Genomic DNA, 22,013 nt, shown 5'->3' with positions numbered 1-22,013 from the left:
TCTGCATCTCCTACGTGTTCGTATACGTGCGTCAGCGCGCCGCGGCGGCCAGCGATTCCCGGGCGGCGGCGGCCACCGCTTCGGGGGTGAAGCCGTACTCGCGGAAGAGGAACTTGCCGTCGGCCGAGGCGCCGAAGTGCTCCAGCGAGATGATCCGGCCGGCGTCGCCGACGTAGCGGTACCAGGTCAGCCCGATGCCGGCCTCCACGGCGACCCGCGCCTTCACGGACGGCGGCAGCACGCTGTCCTTGTAAGCCTGGTCCTGCTCCTCGAACCACTCCACCGACGGCATCGAGACCACGCGGGTCGGGACGCCCTCGGCCTGGAGCTGCTCGCGGGCCTCGACGGCCAGCTGCACCTCGGAACCGGTGGCGATCAGCACCACCTGCGGTGCGCCGCCGTCGGCCTCGAAGCGGACGTAGCCGCCCTTCGCGGTGTTCTCGTCGGCCTCGTACGTCGGCACGCCCTGACGGGTCAGCGCCAGACCGTGCGGGGCGCCCACGCCGTACTCCTTGGTCCAGCGGCGCATGATCTCGCGCCAGGCCAGGGCGGTCTCGTTGGCGTCGGCCGGGCGCACGACGTTCAGGCCCGGGATGGCGCGCAGCGAGGCCAGGTGCTCGACCGGCTGGTGGGTCGGGCCGTCCTCGCCCAGGCCGATGGAGTCGTGCGTCCACACGTACGTCACCGGCAGGTGCATCAGCGCGGACAGCCGGACGGCGTTGCGCATGTAGTCGGAGAACACCAGGAAGGTGCCGCCGTAGATGCGGGTGTTGCCGTGCAGCGCGATGCCGTTCATCTCCGCGGCCATGGAGTGCTCGCGGATGCCGAAGTGGACGGTCCGGCCGTAGGGGTCGGCGCCCGGCAGCGGGTTGCCCTTCGGCAGGAACGACGAGGTCTTGTCGATCGTGGTGTTGTTCGACCCCGCGAGGTCGGCGGAGCCGCCCCACAGCTCGGGGACGACGGCGCCCAGCGCCTGGAGCACCTTGCCGGAAGCGGCACGGGTGGCCACCGCCTTGCCGGTCTCGAACGCCGGGAGGTGCTCCTCCCAGCCGGCCGGCAGCTCGCCCTCGGCGATCCGGTCGAACTCCGCGGCGCGCTCGGGGTTGGCGGTGCGCCAGGCGGCGAACGTCTTCTCCCACTCGGCCTTGGCCTCGCGACCGCGGTCCAGCGCCTGGCGGGTGTGGGCCAGGACCTCGTCCGCGACCTCGAAGGACTGCTCCGGGTCGAAGCCCAGCACGCGCTTGGTGGCCGCGACCTCCTCGTCGCCCAGCGCCGAGCCGTGCGCGGCCTCGGTGTTCTGGGCGTTGGGGGCCGGCCAGGCGATGATCGAGCGGGCCGCGATGAACGACGGGCGCTCGGTCTCGGCCTTCGCGGCCTGGAGGGCCTCGGCCAGACCGGCCGGGTCCAGGTCGCCATTGGGCAGCTGCTCGACCCGCTGGACGTGCCAGCCGTAGGACTCGTAGCGCTTGAGGGTGTCCTCGGAGACCGCGGTCTCGGTGTCGCCCTCGATCGAGATGTGGTTGTCGTCCCACAGCAGGACGAGGTTGCCCAGCTTCTGGTGGCCCGCGAGCGAGGACGCCTCGGCCGCGATGCCCTCCTGGAGGCAGCCGTCGCCGGCGATGACGTAGACGCTGTGGTCGAACGGCGAGGTGCCCGGGTCCGCCTCGGGGTCGAACAGGCCGCGCTCGTAACGGGCGGCCATCGCCATGCCCACGGCGTTGGCGACGCCCTGGCCCAGCGGGCCGGTGGTGGTCTCCACACCGGTGGTGTGGCCGTACTCCGGGTGGCCGGGGGTCTTCGAGCCCCACGTGCGGAAGCTCTTCAGGTCGTCCAGCTCCAGGCCGTAGCCGGCGAGGAAGAGCTGGACGTAGAGGGTCAGGCTGGAGTGGCCGGCGGAGAGCACGAACCGGTCACGCCCGGTCCAGTCCGCGTCGGCGGGGTCGTGCCGCATCAGCTTCTGGAACAGGACATAGGCGGCGGGAGCCAGGCTCATGGCCGTACCCGGATGGCCGTTACCGACCTTCTGCACGGAATCCATGGCAAGGACTCGGACGGTGTCCACAGCCCGCTGGTCCAGTTCGGTCCACTCGAAATCTGTGGTGGTCGGCTTGGTGCTCACCCTGAGTCAGGGCTCCTCTCCACATGACGAACGCGGACGGCAATTTCCGCCCAGGCGATGTTGAGCCTACCCCTGTGAATGCGCCCTCCTTTTCGACGCTCAGTCGGCGATTTCAGCGCTCAGTCGGTGCTCAGTCGGGGCGTTCGGCGCTCACTCGGCGGGCGGTCCGTTCACGGCGGTTCGGTCGCTCGGCGCGACCGGATCGGCGCCCCGGGATTCCGCGGCGCCGCCCGGAAGACGGGAAGGTGACCACAGGCCCTAGGACCAGACTGCCGGGCGCCCGGGCTGTTCGCCTCCTGAAGGCCGGGCCGACGGCCGGGGAACGACCCGGGCGAACCGTCGCGGGGCGCCCCGGGAGAGCCCCCGCGGCCGGGCGCCCAACACGACCCCACCCCCGCGAGAACCGCCGTATGGCCAACGTCTAAAGTGGCGTGGTAAGCGCAAGCCTTGACCGGGTGTTCACTGCCGGCGGAGCTTGCTGGCCTTATCTCCGCGGCTGCGGCCGCTGACGTTACTTCCAGGGGTGTGCGTGACGGCCGTCGAAACCCGTCCTGCGGGGGGGCTCTCTCAGGTCCCCGGGAGTCCCGGTAACCGGCCGTTCTGGGCCCGGACCAAGGCGTTCATCGCGCTGACCAAGCCGCGGGTCATCGAACTGCTGCTGATGACGACGGTGCCGGTGATGTTCCTGGCCGCCGGCGGGGTGCCGAACCTGCGGCTGGTGCTGGCCACCTGCATCGGCGGCTACCTCTCCGCCGGTGGCGCCGCCGCGTACAACATGTACCTGGACCGCGACATCGACGCGTTGATGGACCGCACCGCCCAGCGTCCGCTGGTGACGGGCATGGTCTCGCCGCGCGAGTGCCTGGTCTTCGCGACGGCCCTGACGGTCGGCTCCACGGCGTGGTTCTGGTACCTGGTCAACCCGCTGTCGGCGGTGCTGTCCCTCGGGGCGCTGCTCTTCTACGTCGTGGTCTACACCATGATCCTCAAGCGGCGGACGTCCCAGAACATCGTCTGGGGCGGCATCGCGGGCTGCATGCCGGTCTTCATCGGCTGGTCCTCGGTGACCAACACCGTCTCCTGGGCCTCCTTCGTCCTCTTCCTCGTCATCTTCTTCTGGACGCCGCCGCACTACTGGCCGCTGTCGATGAAGGTCAGCGACGACTACAAGCGGGTCGGCGTGCCGATGCTGCCGGCCGTCGCGGGCAACAAGGTCGTCGCCCGGCAGATCGTCGTCTACAGCTGGGTGATGGTCGTGGTCTCGCTGCTGCTCCAGCCGCTGGGCTACACCGGCTGGTTCTACACCGCGGTGGCCCTGGCCTGCGGCGCCTTCTGGCTCCGCGAGGCGCACGCCCTCCAGGCCCGCGCCAAGGCCGGCATCACCGGGGCGAAGCTCAAGGAGATGCGGCTGTTCCACTGGTCCATCACCTACGTGTCGCTGCTGTTCGTCGCCGTCGCGGTGGACCCCTTCCTGCGCTGACGGGGTGTGGGGGATCACCTCCACAGCAGCCGTACCGGTCGGTAGCATGCTGACCATGGCAGACATCCAGCAGGCGGACGAGCAGGCGGCGGGCTCCGCCGCCGCGACGAAGGCGGAGCAGCGGGCCGACAAGCAGGCGGTCCGGCTCGCCAAGCAGATCCGGGCCTTCGCGAGCGCGCACGGCGGCAGCGCCGAGGGCCAGCTCGCCCACATCGGCCGCGGCCGGACCCGGATCGCCCTGGTCGGCGCCAACGGCGAGTGGGGCAATCTGGTCGCCGACAGCTACCCCGCGGCCCAGAAGGCCGCCGAGCAGGCCGGCCTCTCCCTCCAGGACGACTTCGACGGCGCGTTGGCCGCGAAGGTCCGCACCGGCCGCTACGAGTGGTCGCGGATGGCCGGCATCCAGATCGGCGGCCCGGCCAACTCCTGACCGCCGACGCCCGCCCCGGTGCGCTGCGCCGGGGCGCAGCGTCCGCTACCTCACCACCGGCCCACCCGTTAAGCTCACCGGGCGCGAAGGACCGGCCACGTCCGGCGGGCTGACGGCGAGGAGAGGCGGATGGACACACTCCCCCCGCTCATCGACCAGCACAGCCACGGCGCCGTCCACGGTGAACTGGGCCTTGGCTCCTTCGAGACCCATCTGGCCTGCGCGCTCGGCGCCCGGGGCCCGGCGCCCGCGGGCACCACCCACTTCGACACCCGCACCGGCCTGGCGCTACGCCGCTGGTGCCCCCCGCTGCTGGGACTGGAGCCGCACTGCCCACCGGTGCGCTATCTGGCCCGCCGGCGCGAGGTGGGCGCCTTCCACGCGGGCCGGATGCTGCTGCGCGGTGCCGGTATCGGCACGTTCCTGGTGGAGTCCGGTGCGCCCGGCGAGCTCACCTCGGCCGCCGAACTCGCCGCCGCCGCTGCGGCCCCCGCCCACGAGATCGTCCGGCTGGAACCGCTCGCCGAGCAGGTCGCCGACACCTCGGGCAGCGTCGACGCGTTCCTCGGATACACCGCCGAGGCGCTCTACTCCGCCGCCCAGCACGCCACCGCCTTCGCCTCCGGCGCCGCCCACTGCGAGGGGCGGGCGCCGGCCGCCGGCGAGGTGCGGCGGGCCGCGGACCGCTGGCTGCGCGGCCGCCGCCCCGGGCAGCGACTGCGCGAACCGGTGCTGGTCCGGCACCTGTTGTGGAGCGCGGTGGCCGCCGGCCTCCCGGTCCAGCTCCACTGCCCCGACCCGCAACCGCTCGCCGCCTTCCTGCGCGCGACCACCGGGCTCGGCGCCGACCTCGTCCTGTTCCCCGGGCCGCCGTACCACCGGCAGGCCGCGCAGCTCGCCGCCGTGCACGCCCATGTCTACGCGGACACCGGTCCGTACCCCGAAGAGGCGCTGCGCCAGGCGCCGTTCGGCAAGCTGCTGTTCTCCTCGGGCGCGCGGGGGCTGCCCGAGCTCTACGTCACCGCCGCCCGGCTCTTCACGCGGGCGATGGCGCGCGTCGTGGGGGAGTGGACCGACGAGGGGCTGTGCGCCGCGGACGACGGGCGGCGGATCGCCGAGCTGGTCGGCTCGGGCACCGCCCGCCGGATCTACCGGCTCGTGGCGGACGCACCCAGGGCCCGTCCGACGGACCTGCGCGGACCCGCGCAGACCCCTGAAACGGGCCCTGTTCCTGGTACTTCAGCGGCGGACTAGGCGACGGGCTGGGGCGCCTGAGTCGCGGAGGCCTCGTCGGCGGCCGGCGTGCCGGGGGCGTCCTCCGGGCGCGGACCGCGGTCGCGCAGCGACAGGGCGAGGTACAGCACGGCGATCCACACCAGGGTCGAGCCGAGCATGTGGAGACCGACGACGATCTCGGGCAGGCCCATGAAGTACTGGGTGTAGCCGATGACGCCCTGGAAGGCGAGGCTGCCGAACAGTGCCAGTACCGCCCGGCGCGGGGCGGCCGGGGCCTTGACCGCGCGCAGCGCGAACCACAGGGCCACGCTCAGCCCGACCACGATGTAGACGAAGTCGACGTGGAGCTGGGTGATCTCCTGCCAGTCCAGCGGGATGCGGTGGACCTCGCGCGCATCGCCCGCGTGCGGCCCGGAGCCGGTGACGGCCGTGCCGACCAGGGTGAGCGTGGCGGTGGCCGCCACGAGCAGCCAGGCCAGCTGCCGGACCGGACGGGGAACCACGTCGCGCGGCGCGTCGTCGCCTTCCTTGGCGCGCTGCCAGCTCAGCACGGCGACCGTGAGCAGGGCGGTGGTGAGCAGGAAGTGCGCGGCGACCAGGTACGGGTTCAGGCCGGTCAGCACGACGATGCCGCCCCAGACCGCATTGCCCATCACGATCCAGAACTGCGCCCAGCCGAGCCGGGTGAGCGAGCGGCGGCGCGGCGCGCGGGCCCGTGCCGCCACGATGAACAGCCCGATGAAGGCGCACAGGACATAGGTCAGCAGGCGGTTGCCGAACTCGATGAGGCCGTGGATGCCCATCTCGGCGGTCGGGGCGAGGCTGCCCGGCGTGCACTGGGGCCATGTCGAGCAGCCCAGTCCGGACTCGGTCAGCCGGACCGCGCCGCCGGTCACGACGATGATCACGGCCATCACGACGGAGGCCAGTGCCGCCCGCTCGACCAGGCGCGCGGAGGGCTGCCAGCGGCGGGCGATCAGCTCAAGGGGATTCAGCGTGTTCGGCACGGGTGCCATCGTAGGCGGCGGCTTGTGCGCGTTTTCACGAGGGTCCGGTTCGTGCGGTCCGGTGGCCGATGTCCGGCCCTGACCTGCGGTCACTCCCACCGGAAGAACTTCGCCGCGGCGCCCAGGCCGAGCACCGCCCACACCGCGAGGATGCCCAGGTCGCCCCAGGGCATCCCGGCGCCGTGCTGGAGGACCGTCCGCAGGCCGTCCGAGAGTGCGGAGATCGGCAGGAACTGGAGCACCTGCTGGGCGGCGGCCGGGAACTTCGTCAGCGGGACGATCACCCCGCCGCCGACGAGCAGCAGCAGGAAGACCAGGTTGGCGCCGGCGAGGGTGGCCTCGGCCTTGAGGGTGCCGGCCATCAGCAGGCCCAGCCCGGAGAAGGCGGCGGTGCCCAGCAGGAGCAGCAGGACGACGGCGAGCGGGTTGCCGTGCGGGGACCAGCCCAGCGCCAGCGCGACCGCGGTCAGCAGGACGACCTGGAACACCTCGGTGACCAGCACCGCGCAGGTCTTGGCGGTCATCAGCCCCCAGCGCGGCAGCGGCGAGGCGGCCAGCCGCTTGAGCACGCCGTAGCGCCGCTCGAAGCCGGTGGCGATGGCCTGCCCGGTGAACGCCGTGGACATCACGGCCAGCCCCAGGATGCCCGGGGTGAGGAAGTCCACCGGCTCGCCGGCGCCGGTGTCGACGATGCGGACGGCCGAGAACAGCACCAGCAGCAGCGTCGGGATGACGACGGTCAGCAGCAGCTGCTCGCCGTTGCGCAGCAGCATCCTGGTCTCCAGCGCGGCCTGCGCGCGGATCATCCGGGGCAGCGGGGCCGCCCCGGGCCGCGGGGCGAACGTACCGGTCGCGGTGGTCATGCGCGCAGCTCCCTGCCCGTGAGTTCCAAGAAGACGTCCTCCAGGGTGTGCCGCTCGACGGCTATCGCGTCGGGCATCACCCCGTTCTGGGCGCACCACGAGGCCACGGTGGCCAGCAGCTGCGGGTCGATCCGGCCCTGGACGCGGTAGGTGCCGGCGGTCAGTTCGGCGGCGGCGCTGTCGGTGGGCAGCGCCTTGAGGAGCGAGGCGACGTCCAGACCGGGGCGGCCGCTGAAGCGCAGGCTGTTCTCCGCGCCGCCCTTGCACAGCTGCTCCGGGCTGCCCTGGGTGATGACCTTGCCGCCGTCGATGATCGCGACGTCGTCGGCGAGCCGCTCGGCCTCGTCCATGAAGTGGGTGGTCAGCACCACGCTGACGCCGTCGGCGCGGAGTTCCTCCACCAGCTCCCAGGTGGCGCGGCGGGCCTGCGGGTCGAGTCCGGCCGTCGGCTCGTCGAGGAAGACCAGTTCGGGGCGGCCGACCACGGCCATCGCCAGGGCCAGCCGCTGCTGCTGGCCGCCGGACAGCCGCCGGTAGGGGGTGCGCCCGCAGCTTCCCAGGCCGAGCCGGTCGATCAGCGCGTCGACGTCCAGGGGGTGGGCGTGCAGGGTGGCGGTGTGCCGCAGCATCTCCGCGGCCCGGGCGCCGGCGTAGACACCGCCGGACTGGAGCATCACGCCGATCCGGGGACGCAGCGCGGCGGCGTCGGCGACCGGGTCGAGACCCAGGACGCGGACGGTGCCGGCGTCCGGGCGGCGATAGCCTTCGCAGGTCTCGACCGTGGTGGTCTTGCCGGCGCCGTTGGGGCCGAGGACGGCGGTCACGGTGCCGCGCGCGACGGTGAGGTCGAGCCCGTCCACGGCGGTCTTGGTCCCGTACCGCTTCACCAGGCCGACGACCTCGACGGCGGGCTCGCGGCCGGAGGGGCGGGCGTCGCCCCCGGGGGAGGTGCTGGGCATGCCGGGAAGTCTACGGAGCGGGCCGGGGCGCCGGGAGCGGGGGCCGGAACCTCTACGGAGGGCATCCGGGGCAGGCGCTCCGGACGGGCCGGCGGTGGTTCCGGAGCGTGACGGACACGCCGATAATTAGGTAACCCTTAGTGATGGAGGCCACCGGTCCACGAGATGGGACAGGCTTGAATCGCTTTGACGAATTACGCAACAATGGCGTTGTGAAAAACGCGAGCGAGGGCCGGAAGGGGCCAGCCGCCCGGCAGGGCGTCGGCCCGGTCTCCTCCGCGCCCGCGCACGACGAGCAGCGCGGCACGCGCAACCGCGTCGCCCGCTCCATCCTCGACCACGGCCCGTCCACCGCGGCCGATCTCGCCCTCCGCCTGGAGCTGACCCCGGCCGCCGTCCGCCGCCATCTGGACGCGCTGGTCGCCGAGGGCGTCGTGGAGCCCCGCGAGAAGCGGGTCTACGGCACCCGCGGCCGCGGCCGTCCGGCCAAGGCCTTCGCCCTCACCGACTGCGGCCGGGACGCCTTCGACCAGGCCTACGACGGCCTCGCCGCCGATGCGCTGCGCTGGATCGCGCAGAGCGCGGGCGGGGGCGCCGAGGGCGAGGCGGCGGTCGCCGCGTTCGCCCGCGCACGGCTCGCCGCGCAGGCCGAGGGGTACCGCGAGGCGGTCGAGGCCGCCGGGCCGGACGCCCGCACCCAGGCCCTGGCCAAGGCATTGACCGCGGACGGGTACGCTGCTACGGCGCGCAGTGCGCCCAACCCACAGCTCGGTGAACAGCTCTGCCAGCACCACTGCCCGGTCGTCCATGTCGCCGAGCAGTACCCGCAGCTGTGCGAGGCGGAGACCGAAGTCTTCTCCCGATTGCTCGGGACCCACGTACAGCGCCTCGCCACCATCGCCCACGGCGACGGGGTGTGCACGACCTTCGTCCCGAAGGCCGGCGCCGGCAAGGCCGCTCACCGCACGGGTGAGCACACCACCAAGACCACCACAGCATCTGCAAGCACGGCCGGGAGGAACCCCGCATGACGCTCCCCACGGAGACTGCTCACCCTGAGCTTGAGGGCCTGGGCAACTACGAATATGGCTGGGCCGACTCCGACGCGGCCGGTGCCGCCGCCAAGCGCGGCCTGTCCGAGGCCGTCGTCCGCGACATTTCGGCGAAGAAGAGCGAGCCGGAGTGGATGCTCAAGCTGCGCCTCAAGGGGCTGAAGCTCTTCGACAAGAAGCCCATGCCGACCTGGGGCTCCGACCTGTCGGGCATCGACTTCGACAACATCAAGTACTTCGTCCGCTCCACCGAGCAGCAGGCCGCCTCCTGGGAGGAGCTGCCCGAGGACATCAAGAACACCTACGACAAGCTGGGCATCCCCGAGGCGGAGAAGCAGCGCCTGGTCGCCGGTGTCGCCGCGCAGTACGAGTCCGAGGTCGTGTACCACCAGATCCGCGAGGACCTGGAGAAGCAGGGCGTCATCTTCCTCGACACCGACACCGCGCTGAAGGAGCACCCGGAGCTCTTCCAGGAGTACTTCGGCACCGTCATCCCCGTCGGTGACAACAAGTTCGCGTCGCTGAACACCGCGGTCTGGTCCGGCGGTTCGTTCATCTACGTGCCCAAGGGCGTCCACGTGGACATCCCGCTCCAGGCCTACTTCCGGATCAACACCGAGAACATGGGCCAGTTCGAGCGGACGCTGATCATCGTCGACGAGGACGCCTACGTCCACTACGTCGAGGGCTGCACGGCGCCGATCTACAAGTCCGACTCGCTGCACTCCGCGGTCGTCGAGATCATCGTCAAGAAGGGCGGCCGCTGCCGCTACACGACCATCCAGAACTGGTCGAACAACGTCTACAACCTGGTCACCAAGCGCGCCGTGGCCTACGAGGGCGCGACCATGGAGTGGGTCGACGGCAACCTCGGCTCCAAGGTGACGATGAAGTACCCGGCGGTCTACCTCATGGGCGAGCACGCCAAGGGCGAGACCCTGTCCATCGCCTTCGCGGGCGAGGGCCAGCACCAGGACGCCGGCTCCAAGATGGTCCACATGGCGCCGAACACCTCCTCCAACATCGTCTCCAAGTCGGTGGCGCGGGGCGGCGGCCGGACCTCCTACCGCGGTCTGGTCGAGATCGGCGAGGGCGCCGCGGGCTCCAAGTCCAACGTGCTGTGCGACGCGCTCCTGGTGGACACCATCTCCCGCTCCGACACCTACCCCTACGTGGACGTCCGCGAGGACGACGTGTCCATGGGCCACGAGGCGACGGTCTCCAAGGTCAGCGAGGACCAGCTCTTCTACCTGATGGCCCGCGGCCTGTCCGAGGACGAGGCGATGGCGATGATCGTGCGCGGCTTCGTCGAGCCGATCGCCCGTGAGCTGCCGATGGAGTACGCGCTGGAGCTCAACCGGCTGATCGAGCTGCAGATGGAAGGCGCGGTCGGCTGACCGGCGTCCCCACGCAGCGACTGACTCCCTCAAGAACGCAGAAAGCGAGCTAGACGACAGCCATGGCTGAGGCTCAGACGACTATCCCGGCGGGTTCCACGACCACCGGTTCCATCGCGGTGGCCGCGGAGTCCACCGTCGCCACCCGGATGAGCGCCCCGCCGTCCTACGACGTGGCGGACTTCCCGGTGCCGCACGGCCGCGAAGAGGAGTGGCGGTTCACGCCGCTGGCCCGCCTCAAGGGCCTGCACGACGGCACCGCCGCGGCCGGCGGTCCCGACCTGAAGGTCGACATCACCGCGCCCGAGGGCGTCACCCACGAGCTCGTCGACCGCGCCGACCCGCGGGTCGGCAAGGCCGGCAAGCCGGTGGACCGGATCGCCGCCCAGGCGTACAGCTCCTTCGAGAAGGCGTCGGTGCTCTCCGTCCCGAAGGAGACGGTGCTCGGCGAGCCGATCCGGATCAAGGTGCACGGCGAGGGCGGCACCGCCTTCGGCCACCAGGTCATCGAGCTCGGCGCGTTCGCCGAGGCCGTCGTGGTCATCGACCACACCGGCTCCGGTGTGCTCGCCGCCAACGTCGACTACCTCCTCGGCGACGGCGCCAAGCTGACCGTGGTCTCCGTCCAGGACTGGGACGACGACGCCGTCCACTGCGGCCAGCACAACGCCCTGGTCGGCCGGGACGCCTCCTTCAAGTCCGTGGTCGTCACCTTCGGCGGCGACCTGGTCCGCCTGCACCCGCGGATCGACTACGCCGGCCCCGGCGGCGAGGCCGAGCTCTACGGCCTGTACTTCACCGAGGCCGGTCAGCACCAGGAGCACCGCCTCTTCGTCGACCACGACACGCCCAACTGCCGCTCGCACGTGACGTACAAGGGCGCGCTCCAGGGCCAGGACGCGCACGCGGTCTGGATCGGCGACGTCCTGATCCAGGCGGCCGCCACCGGCACCGACACCTACGAGCTCAACCGCAACCTCGTCCTCACCGACGGCGCGCGGGTGGACTCGGTGCCCAACCTGGAGATCGAGACCGGCGAGATCGTCGGTGCCGGCCACGCCTCGGCGACCGGCCGCTTCGACGACGAGCAGCTCTTCTACCTGATGGCCCGGGGCATCCCGGCCGACGAGGCCCGCCGGCTGGTCGTGCGCGGCTTCTTCGCCGAACTGGTCCAGCAGATCGGCCTCCCGGACGTCGAGGAGCGCCTGATGAACAAGGTCGAAGCCGAGTTGGAAGCGGCCGCGGCATGAGTTACGTACGCGTCGCCGCACTGAGCGAGCTGGAGGAGGACACCCCGAAGCGGGTGGAGATCGACGGCACGCCCATCTCGCTGGTGCGCACCGAGGGCGAGGTGTTCGCGATCAACGACATCTGCTCGCACGCGAACGTCTCGCTCGCCGAGGGCGAGGTCGAGGACTGCGCCATCGAGTGCTGGCTGCACGGCTCCAGCTTCGACCTGCGCACCGGCAAGCCGTCCGGCCTTCCCGCGACGCGCCCCGTCCCCGTTTACCCCGTAAAGATCGAAGGGGACGACGTGCTCGTCTCCGTCACCCAGGAGTCCTGAGTCACCCATGGCAACGCTTGAGATCCACGACCTGCACGTCTCCGTCGAGGCCGAGAACGGTCCGCGCGAGATCCTGAAGGGCGTCGACCTGACCGTGAAGCAGGGCGAGACGCACGCCATCATGGGCCCCAACGGCTCCGGCAAGTCGACTCTCGCCTACTCCCTCGCGGGTCACCCGAAGTACACCGTCACCGGCGGCACCGTGACCCTCGACGGCGAGGACGTCCTTGCGATGTCCGTCGACGAGCGCGCCCGGGCCGGCGTCTTCCTCGCCATGCAGTACCCGGTCGAGGTCCCCGGTGTCTCGGTCTCCAACTTCCTGCGCACCTCCGCCACCGCGATCCGCGGTGAGGCCCCCAAGCTGCGGCTGTGGGTCAAGGAGGTCAAGGAGGCCATGGAGCGCCTTCAGATGGACCCGGCGTTCGCCGAGCGCAACGTCAACGAGGGCTTCTCCGGCGGTGAGAAGAAGCGCCACGAGATCCTCCAGCTGGAGCTGCTGAAGCCGGCCGTCGCGATCCTCGACGAGACCGACTCCGGCCTCGACGTCGACGCGCTGCGGATCGTCTCCGAGGGCGTCAACCGCATCCGCGAGACCGGCCAGGTGGGCACCCTGCTCATCACCCACTACACGCGGATCCTGCGCTACATCAAGCCCGACCACGTCCACGTCTTCGCCAACGGCCGGATCGCCGAGTCCGGCGGCCCGGAGCTGGCGGACAAGCTGGAGGCCGAGGGCTACGAGGCTTACGTGAAGGGTGGTACGACCGCGTGACACAGCTGCCGGGCCTCCTCGACACAGAGGCGATCCGTAAGGACTTCCCCCTCCTGGACCGTCAGGTCCACGACGGGAAGAAGATCGTGTACCTGGACAACGCGGCGACGTCCCAGAAGCCGCGCCAGGTCCTCGACGCCCTGAGCGCCTACTACGAACGTCACAACGCCAACGTCCACCGCGGCGTGCATGTGCTCGCCGAGGAGGCCACGGCGCTGTACGAAGGCGCCCGCGACAAGGTCGCCGCCTTCATCAACGCGCCCAGCCGCGACGAGGTGATCTTCACCAAGAACGCCTCGGAGTCGCTCAACCTCGTGGCGAACATGCTCGGTTGGGCCGACGAGCCCTACCGGGTGGACCGCGACACCGAGATCGTCATCACGGAGATGGAGCACCACTCCAACATCGTCCCGTGGCAGCTGCTCTCGCAGCGCACCGGCGCGAAGCTGAAGTGGTTCGGTCTCACCGACGACGGCCGGCTGGACCTCACGAACATCGACGAGGTCATCACCGACCGCACCAAGGTGGTCTCCTTCACCCTGGTGTCCAACCTCCTGGGCACCGTCAACCCGGTCGAGGCGATCGTCCGGCGCGCCCAGGAAGTCGGCGCGCTGGTGGTCATAGACGCCTCGCAGGCCGCACCGCACATGGTCCTGGACGTCCAGGCGCTCCAGGCCGACTTCGTGGCCTTCACCGGCCACAAGATGTGCGGTCCGACCGGCATCGGCGTGCTGTGGGGCCGTCAGGAACTGCTGGAGGACCTCCCGCCGTTCCTCGGCGGCGGCGAGATGATCGAGACCGTCTCGATGCACTCCTCTACCTACGCCCCCGCGCCGCACAAGTTCGAGGCCGGTACGCCCCCGATCGCCCAGGCCGTCGGCCTCGGTGCGGCGGTGGACTACCTCACCTCGATCGGCATGGAGAACATCGAGCGCCACGAGCACGCGATCACCGAGTACGCCGTCAAGCGGCTGCTGGAGGTCCCCGACCTCAAGATCATCGGCCCGAGCACGGCCGAGGACCGCGGTGCGACGATCTCCTTCACGCTCGGCGACATCCACCCGCACGACGTCGGCCAGGTGCTGGACGAGCAGGGCATCGCCGTCCGGGTGGGGCACCACTGCGCGCGTCCGGTCTGCCTGCGCTACGGAATTCCCGCGACCACGCGAGCGTCGTTCTACCTGTATTCCACCCCGGCCGAGGTCGACGCCTTGGTCGAGGGCCTGGAACACGTCCGCAACTTCTTCGGTTGATGAGTACCGCGGTCATGCAGACACAGCGGATGAGGACGAGGACTGACTGAGTCGTGAAGCTGGATTCCATGTACCAGGACGTCATCCTGGACCACTACAAGCACCCCCACGGGCGCGGGCTCCGGGACGGCGACGCCGAGGTGCACCACGTCAACCCCACGTGCGGCGACGAGATCACGCTGCGTGTGCGGCTCGACGGCACCACCGTCGAGGACGTGTCCTATGAGGGCCAGGGCTGCTCGATCAGCCAGGCCAGTGCGTCGGTGCTCAACGACCTCCTGGTCGGCAAGGAGCTCGGCGAGGCGCAGAAGATCCAGGAGACCTTCCTGGAGCTGATGCAGTCCAAGGGCCAGGTGGAGCCGGACGACGCCATGGAGGAGGTGCTGGAGGACGCGGTGGCGTTCGCCGGCGTCTCCAAGTACCCGGCGCGCGTGAAGTGCGCCCTGCTCAGCTGGATGGCCTGGAAGGACGCCACGGCCAAGGCCCTTTCCCAGGAGGCGAAGACCGCATGACCGACACCCCGACCACCACCAAGCCGGCCTCGGAGGAAGAGGTCCGCGAGGCGCTGTACGACGTCGTCGACCCCGAGCTCGGCATCGACGTCGTCAACCTCGGGCTGATCTACGGCATTCACGTCGACGATGCCAACATCGCCACCATCGACATGACGCTGACCTCGGCGGCCTGCCCGCTGACCGACGTCATCGAGGACCAGGCGAAGTCCGCCACGGACGGGATCGTCAACGAGCTGAAGATCAACTGGGTCTGGATGCCGCCGTGGGGCCCCGACAAGATCACCGACGACGGTCGCGAGCAGCTGCGTGCACTGGGGTTCAACGTCTGACGCACCCCGCAGCGGCCCTGCCGCACACGATGTCACGGCCGTGCCCGCCGGTTCTCCCGGCGGGCACGGCCGTTTTCCGTTGTCCGCCGCCCGGCATGCCCGGCGTTATGTACGCCCGTACGCATCGGTGTGTACGCTCGTACGCATGGCCTATGTGACGCTCGCCTGCGCGATCCTCTCCGAGATCCTCGCGACCACATCGATGAAGTACAGCCATGGCTTCAGCAAGCTGTGGCCCTCGCTCGGCACCGCGTTCGGGTACGTACTCGCCTTCGCGCTGCTCGCCCAGACGCTCAAGTCCATGAGCATCGGCACCGCCTATGCGATCTGGTCCGGTGCGGGCACCGCGGTGATCGCCGCGATCGGCATGGTGTTCCTGGGCGAGAGCACCAGCACGCTCAAGATCCTCGGGGTGCTGCTGGTCATCGCCGGCGTGGTGGTGCTCAACCTCGACGGTGCGCACTGATGGCCCGGCGCTACGACCCGGACCGACGGCAGCGGATCATCGACGCGGCCCTCGCGGTGGTCGGCGAGCGGGGCATCGCCGGGCTCAGCCACCGCGCGGTGGCCGCCGCGGCGGACGTCCCGCTGGGCTCGACGACGTACCACTTCGCCACCCTCGACGACCTGCTGGTCGCCGCGCTGCGGCAGGCCAACGGCCGGTGGCTTTCGGACTTCGCCCGCTGGGTGGACGGTATCGACCCCGCCGTCCCGCTCGCCGACGAGGTGGCCCGGCTGGTCGCCGAGACCCTCGCCGGGGACCGGGCGCGGGTGGAGTTGGAGTACGAGCTGTATCTGGCCGCGCTGCGCCATGCGGCGGTGCGGCCGATCGCGGCCGAGTGCCAGGACGAGATGGTGGCGCTGCTCGGCCGGCGGATCGGCAACGCGGCCACCGCCCGGGTGGTGGTGGCCGTCACCGACGGGCTGCTGCTCCAGCACCTGCTGACCGGCCAGCCGTTCCAACCGGCCGTGGTGCGCGAGGGGTTGGCGGGCGTGCTGGGCGCCGGCCGCTGACCGGCGGGTCGGGGCGGGGCGGCCGGTTCGGATCGTGCGACCGGGCGGCCGGTGGCCGGGGCCGGGGACCGGTTCGCCTCGGCGGGCGGGCTCCGGTTAGGTTTCCAGCATGACCGATGCTGCAACTCTTCGTACCACCGGCGCCGTCGCCGCCGGGCTCGCCACCGTCGCCTCCGACGGCACCGTTCTCGACACCTGGTTCCCCGCGCCCCAGCTGGTCGACGCGCCCGGCCCGGCCGGCACCGAGCAGCTGGCCGACGACCGCGCCGCCGAGCTGCTGGGCGACGCCGTCCGCAAGGCCGTCGGCCCCGACCCGGTCCGCGGCGTGGAGGTCGTGGCCGTCCGCACGGTCATCGCCTCCCTGGACGCCAAGCCGCTGGACGCGCACGACGCCTACCTGCGTCTGCACCTGCTCAGCCACCGCCTGGTCAAGCCGCACGGCCAGAGCCTGGAGGGCGTCTTCGGCCTGCTGGCCAACGTCGCCTGGACCTCGCTCGGCCCGGTGGCCGTCGACCAGCTGGAGACGGTCCGCCTCAACGCCCGCGCCGAGGGCCTGCACCTCCAGGTCACCAGCGTCGACAAGTTCCCGCGGATGACCGACTACGTGGCGCCCGCCGGCGTCCGGATCGCCGACGCCGACCGGGTGCGGCTGGGCGCCCACCTCGCCGCCGGCACCACCGTCATGCACGAGGGCTTCGTCAACTTCAACGCCGGCACGCTGGGCACCTCCATGATCGAGGGCCGGATCAGCGCCGGTGTGGTGATCGGCGACGGCACCGACATCGGCGGCGGCGCCTCCACGATGGGCACCCTCTCCGGCGGCGGCAAGCAGGTCATCTCGATCGGTGAGCGCTGCCTGCTCGGCGCCGAGTCCGGCATCGGCATCGCGCTCGGCGACGAGTGCGTGGTCGAGGCCGGTCTGTACGTCACCGCCGGCACCCGGGTCACGCTGCCCGACGGCCAGATCGTCAAGGCGCTGGAGCTGTCCGGCGCCGACAACATCCTCTTCCGCCGCAACTCGACCACCGGCACGGTCGAGGCCCGCCCGAACAAGGCGGTCTGGGGCGGTCTGAACGAGATCCTGCACAGCCACAACTGAGTGGCAGCGCCTGCGCAGCCGGCGCCCCGGGCCCGGCCGGCCGACCCGCTGGGCCCGGGGCGCCCGCGCGTCCGGACCCATCGGGCGGCCGGTCCCGAACCGGTCAACTCCCGCCCGGCGCCGGTAGGGTGACGGCCATGCGTGATCTTGTGGCGGGCATACGGTACGTGGGCCGGGGCGTGCGCTGGGCCGCCCAGCACGGCCGGTGGTGGGGGTTCGGGCTGATCCCGGCCCTGATCGCGCTGGTGCTCTACGCCGGGGCGATGGTCGCGCTGGTCCTGGGGGCCGGCGAGTTCGCCGCCTGGGCGACGCCGTTCGCCGACGGCTGGGGTTCGCCCTGGCAGGGGCTGCTGCGCGGGGTGTTCGTGGCGCTGCTGCTGGCCGGCGGGCTGACCCTGTCGGTGCTGACGTTCACCGCCGTCACCCTGCTGATCGGCGACCCCTTCTACGAGTCGCTGTCGGAGCACGTCGAGGAGGGCGAGGGCGGCTGCCCGCCCGGCCCGGACCGCCCGCTGTGGCGGGAGATCGGCATCGCGCTGCGGGACATGGCCCATGTGCTGCTGCGGGCCGCCGGGTTCGGGGTGCTGCTCTTCCTGCTGGGCTTCCTGCCGGTCGTCGGGCAGACCGTCGTCCCGGCCGTCGGCTTCTGCGTCTCGGGGTTCTTCCTCACCGTCGAGCTGACCACGGCGGCGATGCAGCGCCGGGACGTCCCGGTCCGGGCGCGGCTGCGGCTGCTGCGCGGGCGGCTGGGGCTGGCGATCGGCTTCGGGACCCCGCTGGTGCTGCTGTTCCTGATCCCCTTCGCGGCGGTGGTGCTGATGCCCGGTGCGGTGGCCGGGGCCACCCTGCTGGTGCGGGACGTGGCGCCGGCCGGTCCGGGCGCCGGGCCGGCCGCAGCGGACGGGGCCGGGCCCGAGGAGCAGGCGGTGCCGGCCTCCTGGTGACCGCGCCCCGCGCACACACGTCACGACCCCGCGCACGCCCGACACGACGGAAACGGCCGCCGCACCCTGAGGTGCGGCGGCCGTTCGAGCATGCCCTGCCCTGCTCTGCCCGCGTCAGTCAGCCTTGCGCGACCGCGGCTTCAGGTCCTGGGTGCGCTCTGAGGCGGACTCCTCCGACTGCGGCCGGTGCTGCTCGGAGCGCCGCTCGGCGGCCCGGTCCTGCTTGCCCGACTTACGGTTCTGCGACTTCGGCATCATGACTCCCTTTGTCTCGCCGAAACGGTGCTTACCAGCCCAGTACCGCACCGCCGGGCCCGGTCGGCGCCCGGGGAGGGGCCGGTGGAGTGACGCGTCGCTCACCGTGGGTGAGGCAGGGGGCTCGGCTCAGGGCTTGATCCGCAGCACCTGCGGGTCGTGGTCGCTGGTCTGGTCCGCGTACTCGGCGTTGATGTGCACGATGTCGTAGTCGGTGCGGGTCAGCGCCCTGCTGGTGAGCAGGTGGTCCAGCACCTGGGAGTTGCCCTGGTAGACGTAGCTGTAGCGCTCGGCCGGGGGCAGCTTGGTGACCTGGTCGGTGAGCACGCCGCCGCTGGTGAGGGTCTTCAGCGCGGGCGAGAACTGGTAGTCGTTGAGGTCTCCGGCCACCACCACGTCGGCCTTGGGGTCCTTGGCCAGCAGCTCCTTGACGAAGGTGTTGACCAGCTTCGCCTGGGCGGTGCGCTGGACCTCCGAGGTCCGGGCCGGCGGCTGGAAGCGGCTGTCCAGGCCCTGGTCGCCGCCCTTGGAGTTGAAGTGGTTGGCGATCACGAAGACCCGGCTGCCGGGCTTGCCGCGCAGCGCGAACGCGCCGACCAGCGGCTTGCGGCTGGTCTTCCACGCCGCGTCGGTGGGCGCGATCCGGCCCGGCGAGGCGGACAGCCCGGCCCGGCCGTGGTCGTCGACGACCTTGACCGGCGTGGTCGCGTCGCCGCCCTTGACGTCGGTGAACGCCACCCGCTGCGGGTTGAAGAGGAACGCCACCCGGATGTTGCCGCCGGGCTGCCCGCCGTCCTGGTCGTTCTCCGGGTCGATCGAGCGCCACTGGTAGGCCGGGCCGCCGGCCGCCTCGATGGCGTCGGTGAGCTTCGTCAGGGTGGTCCCGGCGGTGACCGTCCCGTCGTCCTTGGCACCGCTGTCGTCCTGGACCTCCTCCAGGGCGACGACGTCGGGGGCGGCGAGGTTGTGCACCAGCCCCTTGGCCAGCCGGTCGAACTTGGCCTGCGGGTTGTCCGGGGCGAGGTTCTCGACGTTGTACGTCGCCACCGCCAGCTCGTGGGCGGTCTGCTTGCGGGTGACCTCGGGCGCCGGGGTGCGGGCGGTGAGCGTGCCCAACTCGGTGGCCTGGAGGGTGTAGCCGCCGAAGTTGTCGTAGTCCAGCGGGCCGGCGGTGGTGCCGGTCAGCCGGTCGCCGACGTTGGCGACGGGGAACGGCCGCTGGGAGAAGGGGACCAGCGACTGCACCTTGACGCGGCCGCCGTTGGGGTCGGCGTACCCGCCGTAGAGGGTGCCGCCGCGGGCGGTGCGGTGGTGGTTCGGGGTGGCGGTCACCCACAGCTCGTTGTGGGTGTTGGTGGGGCCGACGACCGGGGCGTCGGAGACGGCGACCCGCATGCCCTCCAGCGACTCCAGGCGGTCCAGCGCGTACTTGGCGGGTCGCAGGGTGCGGGACTCGATGCTCCGGCCGCCCGCGTCGGGCGCGTAGGCCGCCGGGATCGCGGAGGCGTCGAGCCTGACCGGGGCGGGCAGCGGCTGGTTGCTCGCCCTGACCGTCCAGGTGGCGTCGGTGATCTCGGTGACGGACTGGCCGCCGGCGTCCTTGCCGCCGGGGTAGTACTCGCTGACCGTGCCGCTGAAGCCGATCGCGTCGCCGACCGCGACCTGGGGCGTCACCGTGCCGGTGAAGACGAAGACCGCCTCGCTGGTCGCGGGGTCGTCGTCCGGGTGCGGGTCCTGCACCCAGAAGCCGCGGGACGAGCCGAAGGACCGGATCGCGGTGACGGTGCCGGGGACGTCGGCGACCTGCTTCCCGGCCAGCGGGGATATCCGGGTCGTGCCCTGGATGTCGTGGATCCGGGTGCCGGCCGCCGAGGCGGGCTGCACGCTGAGCAGCCCGCCGGCGAGGGCGGCGACGGCCACCGCGCTGTAGAGGGCCGGTCTGCGGAGCGTACGACGGGATGGCATCCATGCCTCCGGGAGAAGGGGGGAGAAGAGGGGGGCGGGCCGGAACCGGCGCCGCGCTACGCGCGTCAATCTCTTGTGCGCGCAAGGGAGTTGTCAAGGTTCTCCGGGTGGACGGCGGCGTACGGGCAGGTGAACCGCCCGGGATGGGCAGGATTACGTCTACGCTTGGGCGGCGCACAAGCCGATGTCCGTCCGAGGAGCTGAGCCAGATGTCCGCAGATCGCCCCACCATGCCGCCGGTGCGGCTGGCTTCCGAAGCGGAGCTGGCCCGCGAGGCGCTGAGCGCCCCGCTGATGGCCCGGGCCGCCGGGCTCGCCCGCTGGGCCGGTTCCGGCGTCCCGGTCGCCGTCGGCGGCGAGCTGGTCGAGAAGTCGCTCGCGGCCGCCACCGAGCACCTGGGCCTGGCCGCCGACGAGGACGGCCCCGCCTACACCGCCGAGGCGTGGCAGCTGGCGGTGGACACCGGACTGGTCGAGATCACCGAGACCGAGGACGCGGACGCCGACGACCTCCCCGACGACGCCCAGGTCGGCACCGCCACCCCGGGCGAGGAGCTGGCTCTGCTCAGCTCCGGCAGCCCCCAGGACATCCTGGACATCTGGCTCGGCGGCATGGAGACCGTGCTCGCCGACGCGGTCGCCCCGGACCTCTCCGACCTCGCCGACCAGCTCGCCGAGGGCGGCGAGCTGGACCTGGACGCCCTCGACTGGAATCCGGAGGAGGAGGCCGAGCTGCTGGACGGCATCCTCGGCAACCTCTACCTCCTCAGCGCCCTGAGCGACGCCTCCGACCAGGACGTCCCGCTGCCCGCACTGGCCGCCTCCATGATCGTCCCGGACGACATGGACGAGCCCACCGACGAGATCCTCGAAGAGGTCTCCGAGGCGATGATGCGGCTGGACGACCAGTTCCGGGTGCTGGAGCCGATCGGGCTGGTCGCCTACCGGCCGGTCGACGAGGCGCTCATCGAGGAGCTGGACGAGGACGGCGAGACGGTCCGGGCGGCCGAGCCGCTCCAGGACGAGGACGTCGCCCGCTACGGCATGGTGCGGCTCACCCCGCTCGGCGTCTGGGCGGTCCGCGCCCGGATGCTGGATGCCGGCGTGGACGCCCCGGCCGTCGGCGACCTCGCCGACAAGAGCGCCGACGCCCTGCTGGAGGCGCTGCCCGACTACCCCGAGGTGCTGGCCCAGGCGGAGTCCGAGCAGTGGCTCGCCGCCCGCACCCCGCTGGACGCGGCCCGCGACCTGCTCGCGGCCGCCCGCGGTGACGACGAGCGCGGCCCGCTGCGCCGGCTCGCCGCCCAGCAGGCCCTCTCCCTGATCACCCCCGACGCCGAGCCGGCACTGCGCGAGGTGCTCGACGACCGCTACCTGGGCGGACTGGCCCGGGTCTGGCTCGCCGAGCGCGGGCTGCCCGACATCCCCGAGCCGTCCCAGGACATGGTCTTCTGGCTGACCGTGGACACCATCGCGGCCCAGCTGGGCGACCCCGACGACGAGGCCGCCGCCGAACTCCAGGAGCTGGTACGGGGGTTGACCGAGCAGCACAGCGGGTTCTTCGACGAGGTCTGGCGGGTGGACCACCCGGCCGCCGCCGATGTGCTGGAGGCCATGGGGCAGCTGCACCCGGACAAGAAGGCCGCCAAGGAGGCGCGCAAGGCGGCGTTCAAGGCGCGGTCGCGGCAGTCCGACTGAAGCCCCGGGCGCGCGCGCCGCTTCCACTGCGGCGGCCGGCGCCGCGTCCCCCGCGGGCGCGGC

The 22,013-nt window shown here is 71.7% G+C and carries 22 protein-coding genes; 16 read left to right on the top strand and 6 right to left on the bottom strand.

Going from position 1 to position 22,013, the window contains the following annotated elements:
• Nucleotides 1-31 precede the first annotated feature (31 nt).
• A complete protein-coding gene (gene tkt, locus ACIQE0_RS19015) occupies nucleotides 32-2,119 on the bottom strand; it encodes a transketolase (protein WP_402333462.1) in 2,088 nt (695 codons plus the stop codon).
• A 529-nt stretch (nucleotides 2,120-2,648) separates the two neighbouring features.
• On the opposite strand from tkt, the gene ACIQE0_RS19010 reads away from it, so the two are divergent.
• From ACIQE0_RS19010 to ACIQE0_RS19000, 3 genes are all read left to right on the top strand, one after another.
• Nucleotides 2,649-3,599 carry a heme o synthase gene (locus ACIQE0_RS19010; RefSeq protein ID WP_366339924.1) on the top strand — a complete coding sequence of 317 codons (951 nt, stop codon included), beginning with the start codon at nucleotides 2,649-2,651 and terminating at the stop codon, nucleotides 3,597-3,599.
• Nucleotides 3,600-3,645: 46 nt separating this feature from the next.
• On the top strand, nucleotides 3,646-4,029 hold the full coding sequence (locus tag ACIQE0_RS19005; RefSeq protein ID WP_402333459.1) for a hypothetical protein: 384 nt from the start codon (nucleotides 3,646-3,648) through the stop codon (nucleotides 4,027-4,029).
• Nucleotides 4,030-4,158: 129 nt separating this feature from the next.
• Nucleotides 4,159-5,283: an amidohydrolase gene (locus tag ACIQE0_RS19000; protein WP_402333456.1), complete on the top strand. Its 1,125-nt coding sequence runs from the start codon at nucleotides 4,159-4,161 to the stop codon at nucleotides 5,281-5,283.
• On the opposite strand, the gene ACIQE0_RS18995 is transcribed toward ACIQE0_RS19000, so the two are convergent.
• The 3 genes from ACIQE0_RS18995 to ACIQE0_RS18985 form a co-directional block, all read right to left on the bottom strand.
• Nucleotides 5,280-6,272 (bottom strand): heme A synthase, encoded by a 993-nt coding sequence (locus tag ACIQE0_RS18995; protein WP_402333453.1) that lies wholly within the window; start codon nucleotides 6,270-6,272, stop codon nucleotides 5,280-5,282. The genes ACIQE0_RS19000 and ACIQE0_RS18995 overlap by 4 nt on opposite strands.
• 89 nt (nucleotides 6,273-6,361) lie before the next feature.
• Nucleotides 6,362-7,135 (bottom strand): ABC transporter permease, encoded by a 774-nt coding sequence (locus ACIQE0_RS18990; RefSeq protein ID WP_402333450.1) that lies wholly within the window; start codon nucleotides 7,133-7,135, stop codon nucleotides 6,362-6,364.
• Nucleotides 7,132-8,094, bottom strand: coding sequence for an ABC transporter ATP-binding protein (locus ACIQE0_RS18985; RefSeq protein WP_366339913.1), 963 nt, complete (start codon nucleotides 8,092-8,094; stop codon nucleotides 7,132-7,134). Before ACIQE0_RS18985 ends, ACIQE0_RS18990 begins: the two co-directional genes overlap by 4 nt.
• Before the next feature lie 212 nt (nucleotides 8,095-8,306).
• On the opposite strand from ACIQE0_RS18985, the gene ACIQE0_RS18980 reads away from it, so the two are divergent.
• The 12 genes from ACIQE0_RS18980 (at nucleotide 8,307) to ACIQE0_RS18925 (ending at nucleotide 18,033) form a co-directional block, all read left to right on the top strand.
• Nucleotides 8,307-9,125, top strand: a complete 819-nt coding sequence (locus ACIQE0_RS18980) for an ArsR family transcriptional regulator (RefSeq protein WP_366339911.1) — start codon at nucleotides 8,307-8,309, stop codon at nucleotides 9,123-9,125.
• Complete coding sequence (gene sufB, locus ACIQE0_RS18975; RefSeq protein WP_366339909.1) at nucleotides 9,122-10,543, top strand: Fe-S cluster assembly protein SufB; 1,422 nt, start codon at nucleotides 9,122-9,124, stop codon at nucleotides 10,541-10,543. The genes ACIQE0_RS18980 and sufB overlap by 4 nt, the downstream gene beginning before the upstream one ends.
• Nucleotides 10,544-10,605: 62 nt before the next feature.
• Entirely contained in the window at nucleotides 10,606-11,793 is a 1,188-nt protein-coding gene (sufD, locus tag ACIQE0_RS18970; protein ID WP_366339907.1) for a Fe-S cluster assembly protein SufD, read from the top strand.
• Complete coding sequence (locus tag ACIQE0_RS18965) at nucleotides 11,790-12,107, top strand: non-heme iron oxygenase ferredoxin subunit (RefSeq protein ID WP_366339905.1); 318 nt, start codon at nucleotides 11,790-11,792, stop codon at nucleotides 12,105-12,107. The genes sufD and ACIQE0_RS18965 overlap by 4 nt, the downstream gene beginning before the upstream one ends.
• A 7-nt stretch (nucleotides 12,108-12,114) precedes the next feature.
• Complete coding sequence (gene sufC, locus ACIQE0_RS18960) at nucleotides 12,115-12,879, top strand: Fe-S cluster assembly ATPase SufC (RefSeq protein ID WP_366339903.1); 765 nt, start codon at nucleotides 12,115-12,117, stop codon at nucleotides 12,877-12,879.
• A complete protein-coding gene (locus ACIQE0_RS18955) occupies nucleotides 12,876-14,132 on the top strand; it encodes a cysteine desulfurase (RefSeq protein WP_402333443.1) in 1,257 nt (418 codons plus the stop codon). Before sufC ends, ACIQE0_RS18955 begins: the two co-directional genes overlap by 4 nt.
• 53 nt (nucleotides 14,133-14,185) lie before the next feature.
• The gene (gene sufU / locus ACIQE0_RS18950) at nucleotides 14,186-14,644 is read left to right on the top strand and encodes a Fe-S cluster assembly sulfur transfer protein SufU (protein ID WP_366339899.1); all 459 of its coding nucleotides are present in this window, start codon (nucleotides 14,186-14,188) and stop codon (nucleotides 14,642-14,644) included.
• Nucleotides 14,641-14,976 carry a metal-sulfur cluster assembly factor gene (locus tag ACIQE0_RS18945; protein ID WP_086718002.1) on the top strand — a complete coding sequence of 112 codons (336 nt, stop codon included), beginning with the start codon at nucleotides 14,641-14,643 and terminating at the stop codon, nucleotides 14,974-14,976. The genes sufU and ACIQE0_RS18945 overlap by 4 nt, the downstream gene beginning before the upstream one ends.
• A 79-nt stretch (nucleotides 14,977-15,055) precedes the next feature.
• On the top strand, nucleotides 15,056-15,442 hold the full coding sequence (locus ACIQE0_RS18940; protein ID WP_366339533.1) for a multidrug efflux SMR transporter: 387 nt from the start codon (nucleotides 15,056-15,058) through the stop codon (nucleotides 15,440-15,442).
• The gene (locus tag ACIQE0_RS18935; RefSeq protein WP_402333438.1) at nucleotides 15,442-15,990 is read left to right on the top strand and encodes a TetR/AcrR family transcriptional regulator; all 549 of its coding nucleotides are present in this window, start codon (nucleotides 15,442-15,444) and stop codon (nucleotides 15,988-15,990) included. Before ACIQE0_RS18940 ends, ACIQE0_RS18935 begins: the two co-directional genes overlap by 1 nt.
• A 109-nt stretch (nucleotides 15,991-16,099) precedes the next feature.
• Nucleotides 16,100-17,089, top strand: a complete 990-nt coding sequence (dapD, locus tag ACIQE0_RS18930; RefSeq protein ID WP_402333435.1) for a 2,3,4,5-tetrahydropyridine-2,6-dicarboxylate N-succinyltransferase — start codon at nucleotides 16,100-16,102, stop codon at nucleotides 17,087-17,089.
• A gap of 137 nt (nucleotides 17,090-17,226) precedes the next feature.
• The gene (locus ACIQE0_RS18925) at nucleotides 17,227-18,033 is read left to right on the top strand and encodes an EI24 domain-containing protein (RefSeq protein ID WP_402333432.1); all 807 of its coding nucleotides are present in this window, start codon (nucleotides 17,227-17,229) and stop codon (nucleotides 18,031-18,033) included.
• A gap of 114 nt (nucleotides 18,034-18,147) precedes the next feature.
• Here ACIQE0_RS18925 and ACIQE0_RS18920 read toward each other — a convergent pair whose 3' ends face one another.
• Complete coding sequence (locus tag ACIQE0_RS18920; protein WP_402333429.1) at nucleotides 18,148-18,288, bottom strand: hypothetical protein; 141 nt, start codon at nucleotides 18,286-18,288, stop codon at nucleotides 18,148-18,150.
• A 129-nt stretch (nucleotides 18,289-18,417) separates the two neighbouring features.
• A complete protein-coding gene (locus ACIQE0_RS18915) occupies nucleotides 18,418-20,253 on the bottom strand; it encodes an endonuclease/exonuclease/phosphatase family protein (protein WP_402333426.1) in 1,836 nt (611 codons plus the stop codon).
• Between the two features lie 209 nt (nucleotides 20,254-20,462).
• Here ACIQE0_RS18915 and ACIQE0_RS18910 point away from each other — a divergent pair, with 209 nt between their 5' ends.
• On the top strand, nucleotides 20,463-21,950 hold the full coding sequence (locus ACIQE0_RS18910) for a hypothetical protein (RefSeq protein ID WP_402333423.1): 1,488 nt from the start codon (nucleotides 20,463-20,465) through the stop codon (nucleotides 21,948-21,950).
• The last annotated feature ends 63 nt before the right edge of the window (nucleotides 21,951-22,013 follow it).

This window comes from Streptomyces sp. NPDC093097 (assembly GCF_044754325.1).
Taxonomy (GTDB): Bacteria; Actinomycetota; Actinomycetes; order Streptomycetales; family Streptomycetaceae; genus Streptomyces.
The sequence above is the reverse complement of the archived record's forward strand: the minus strand, read 5'-3'. Positions and strand labels throughout refer to the sequence as shown.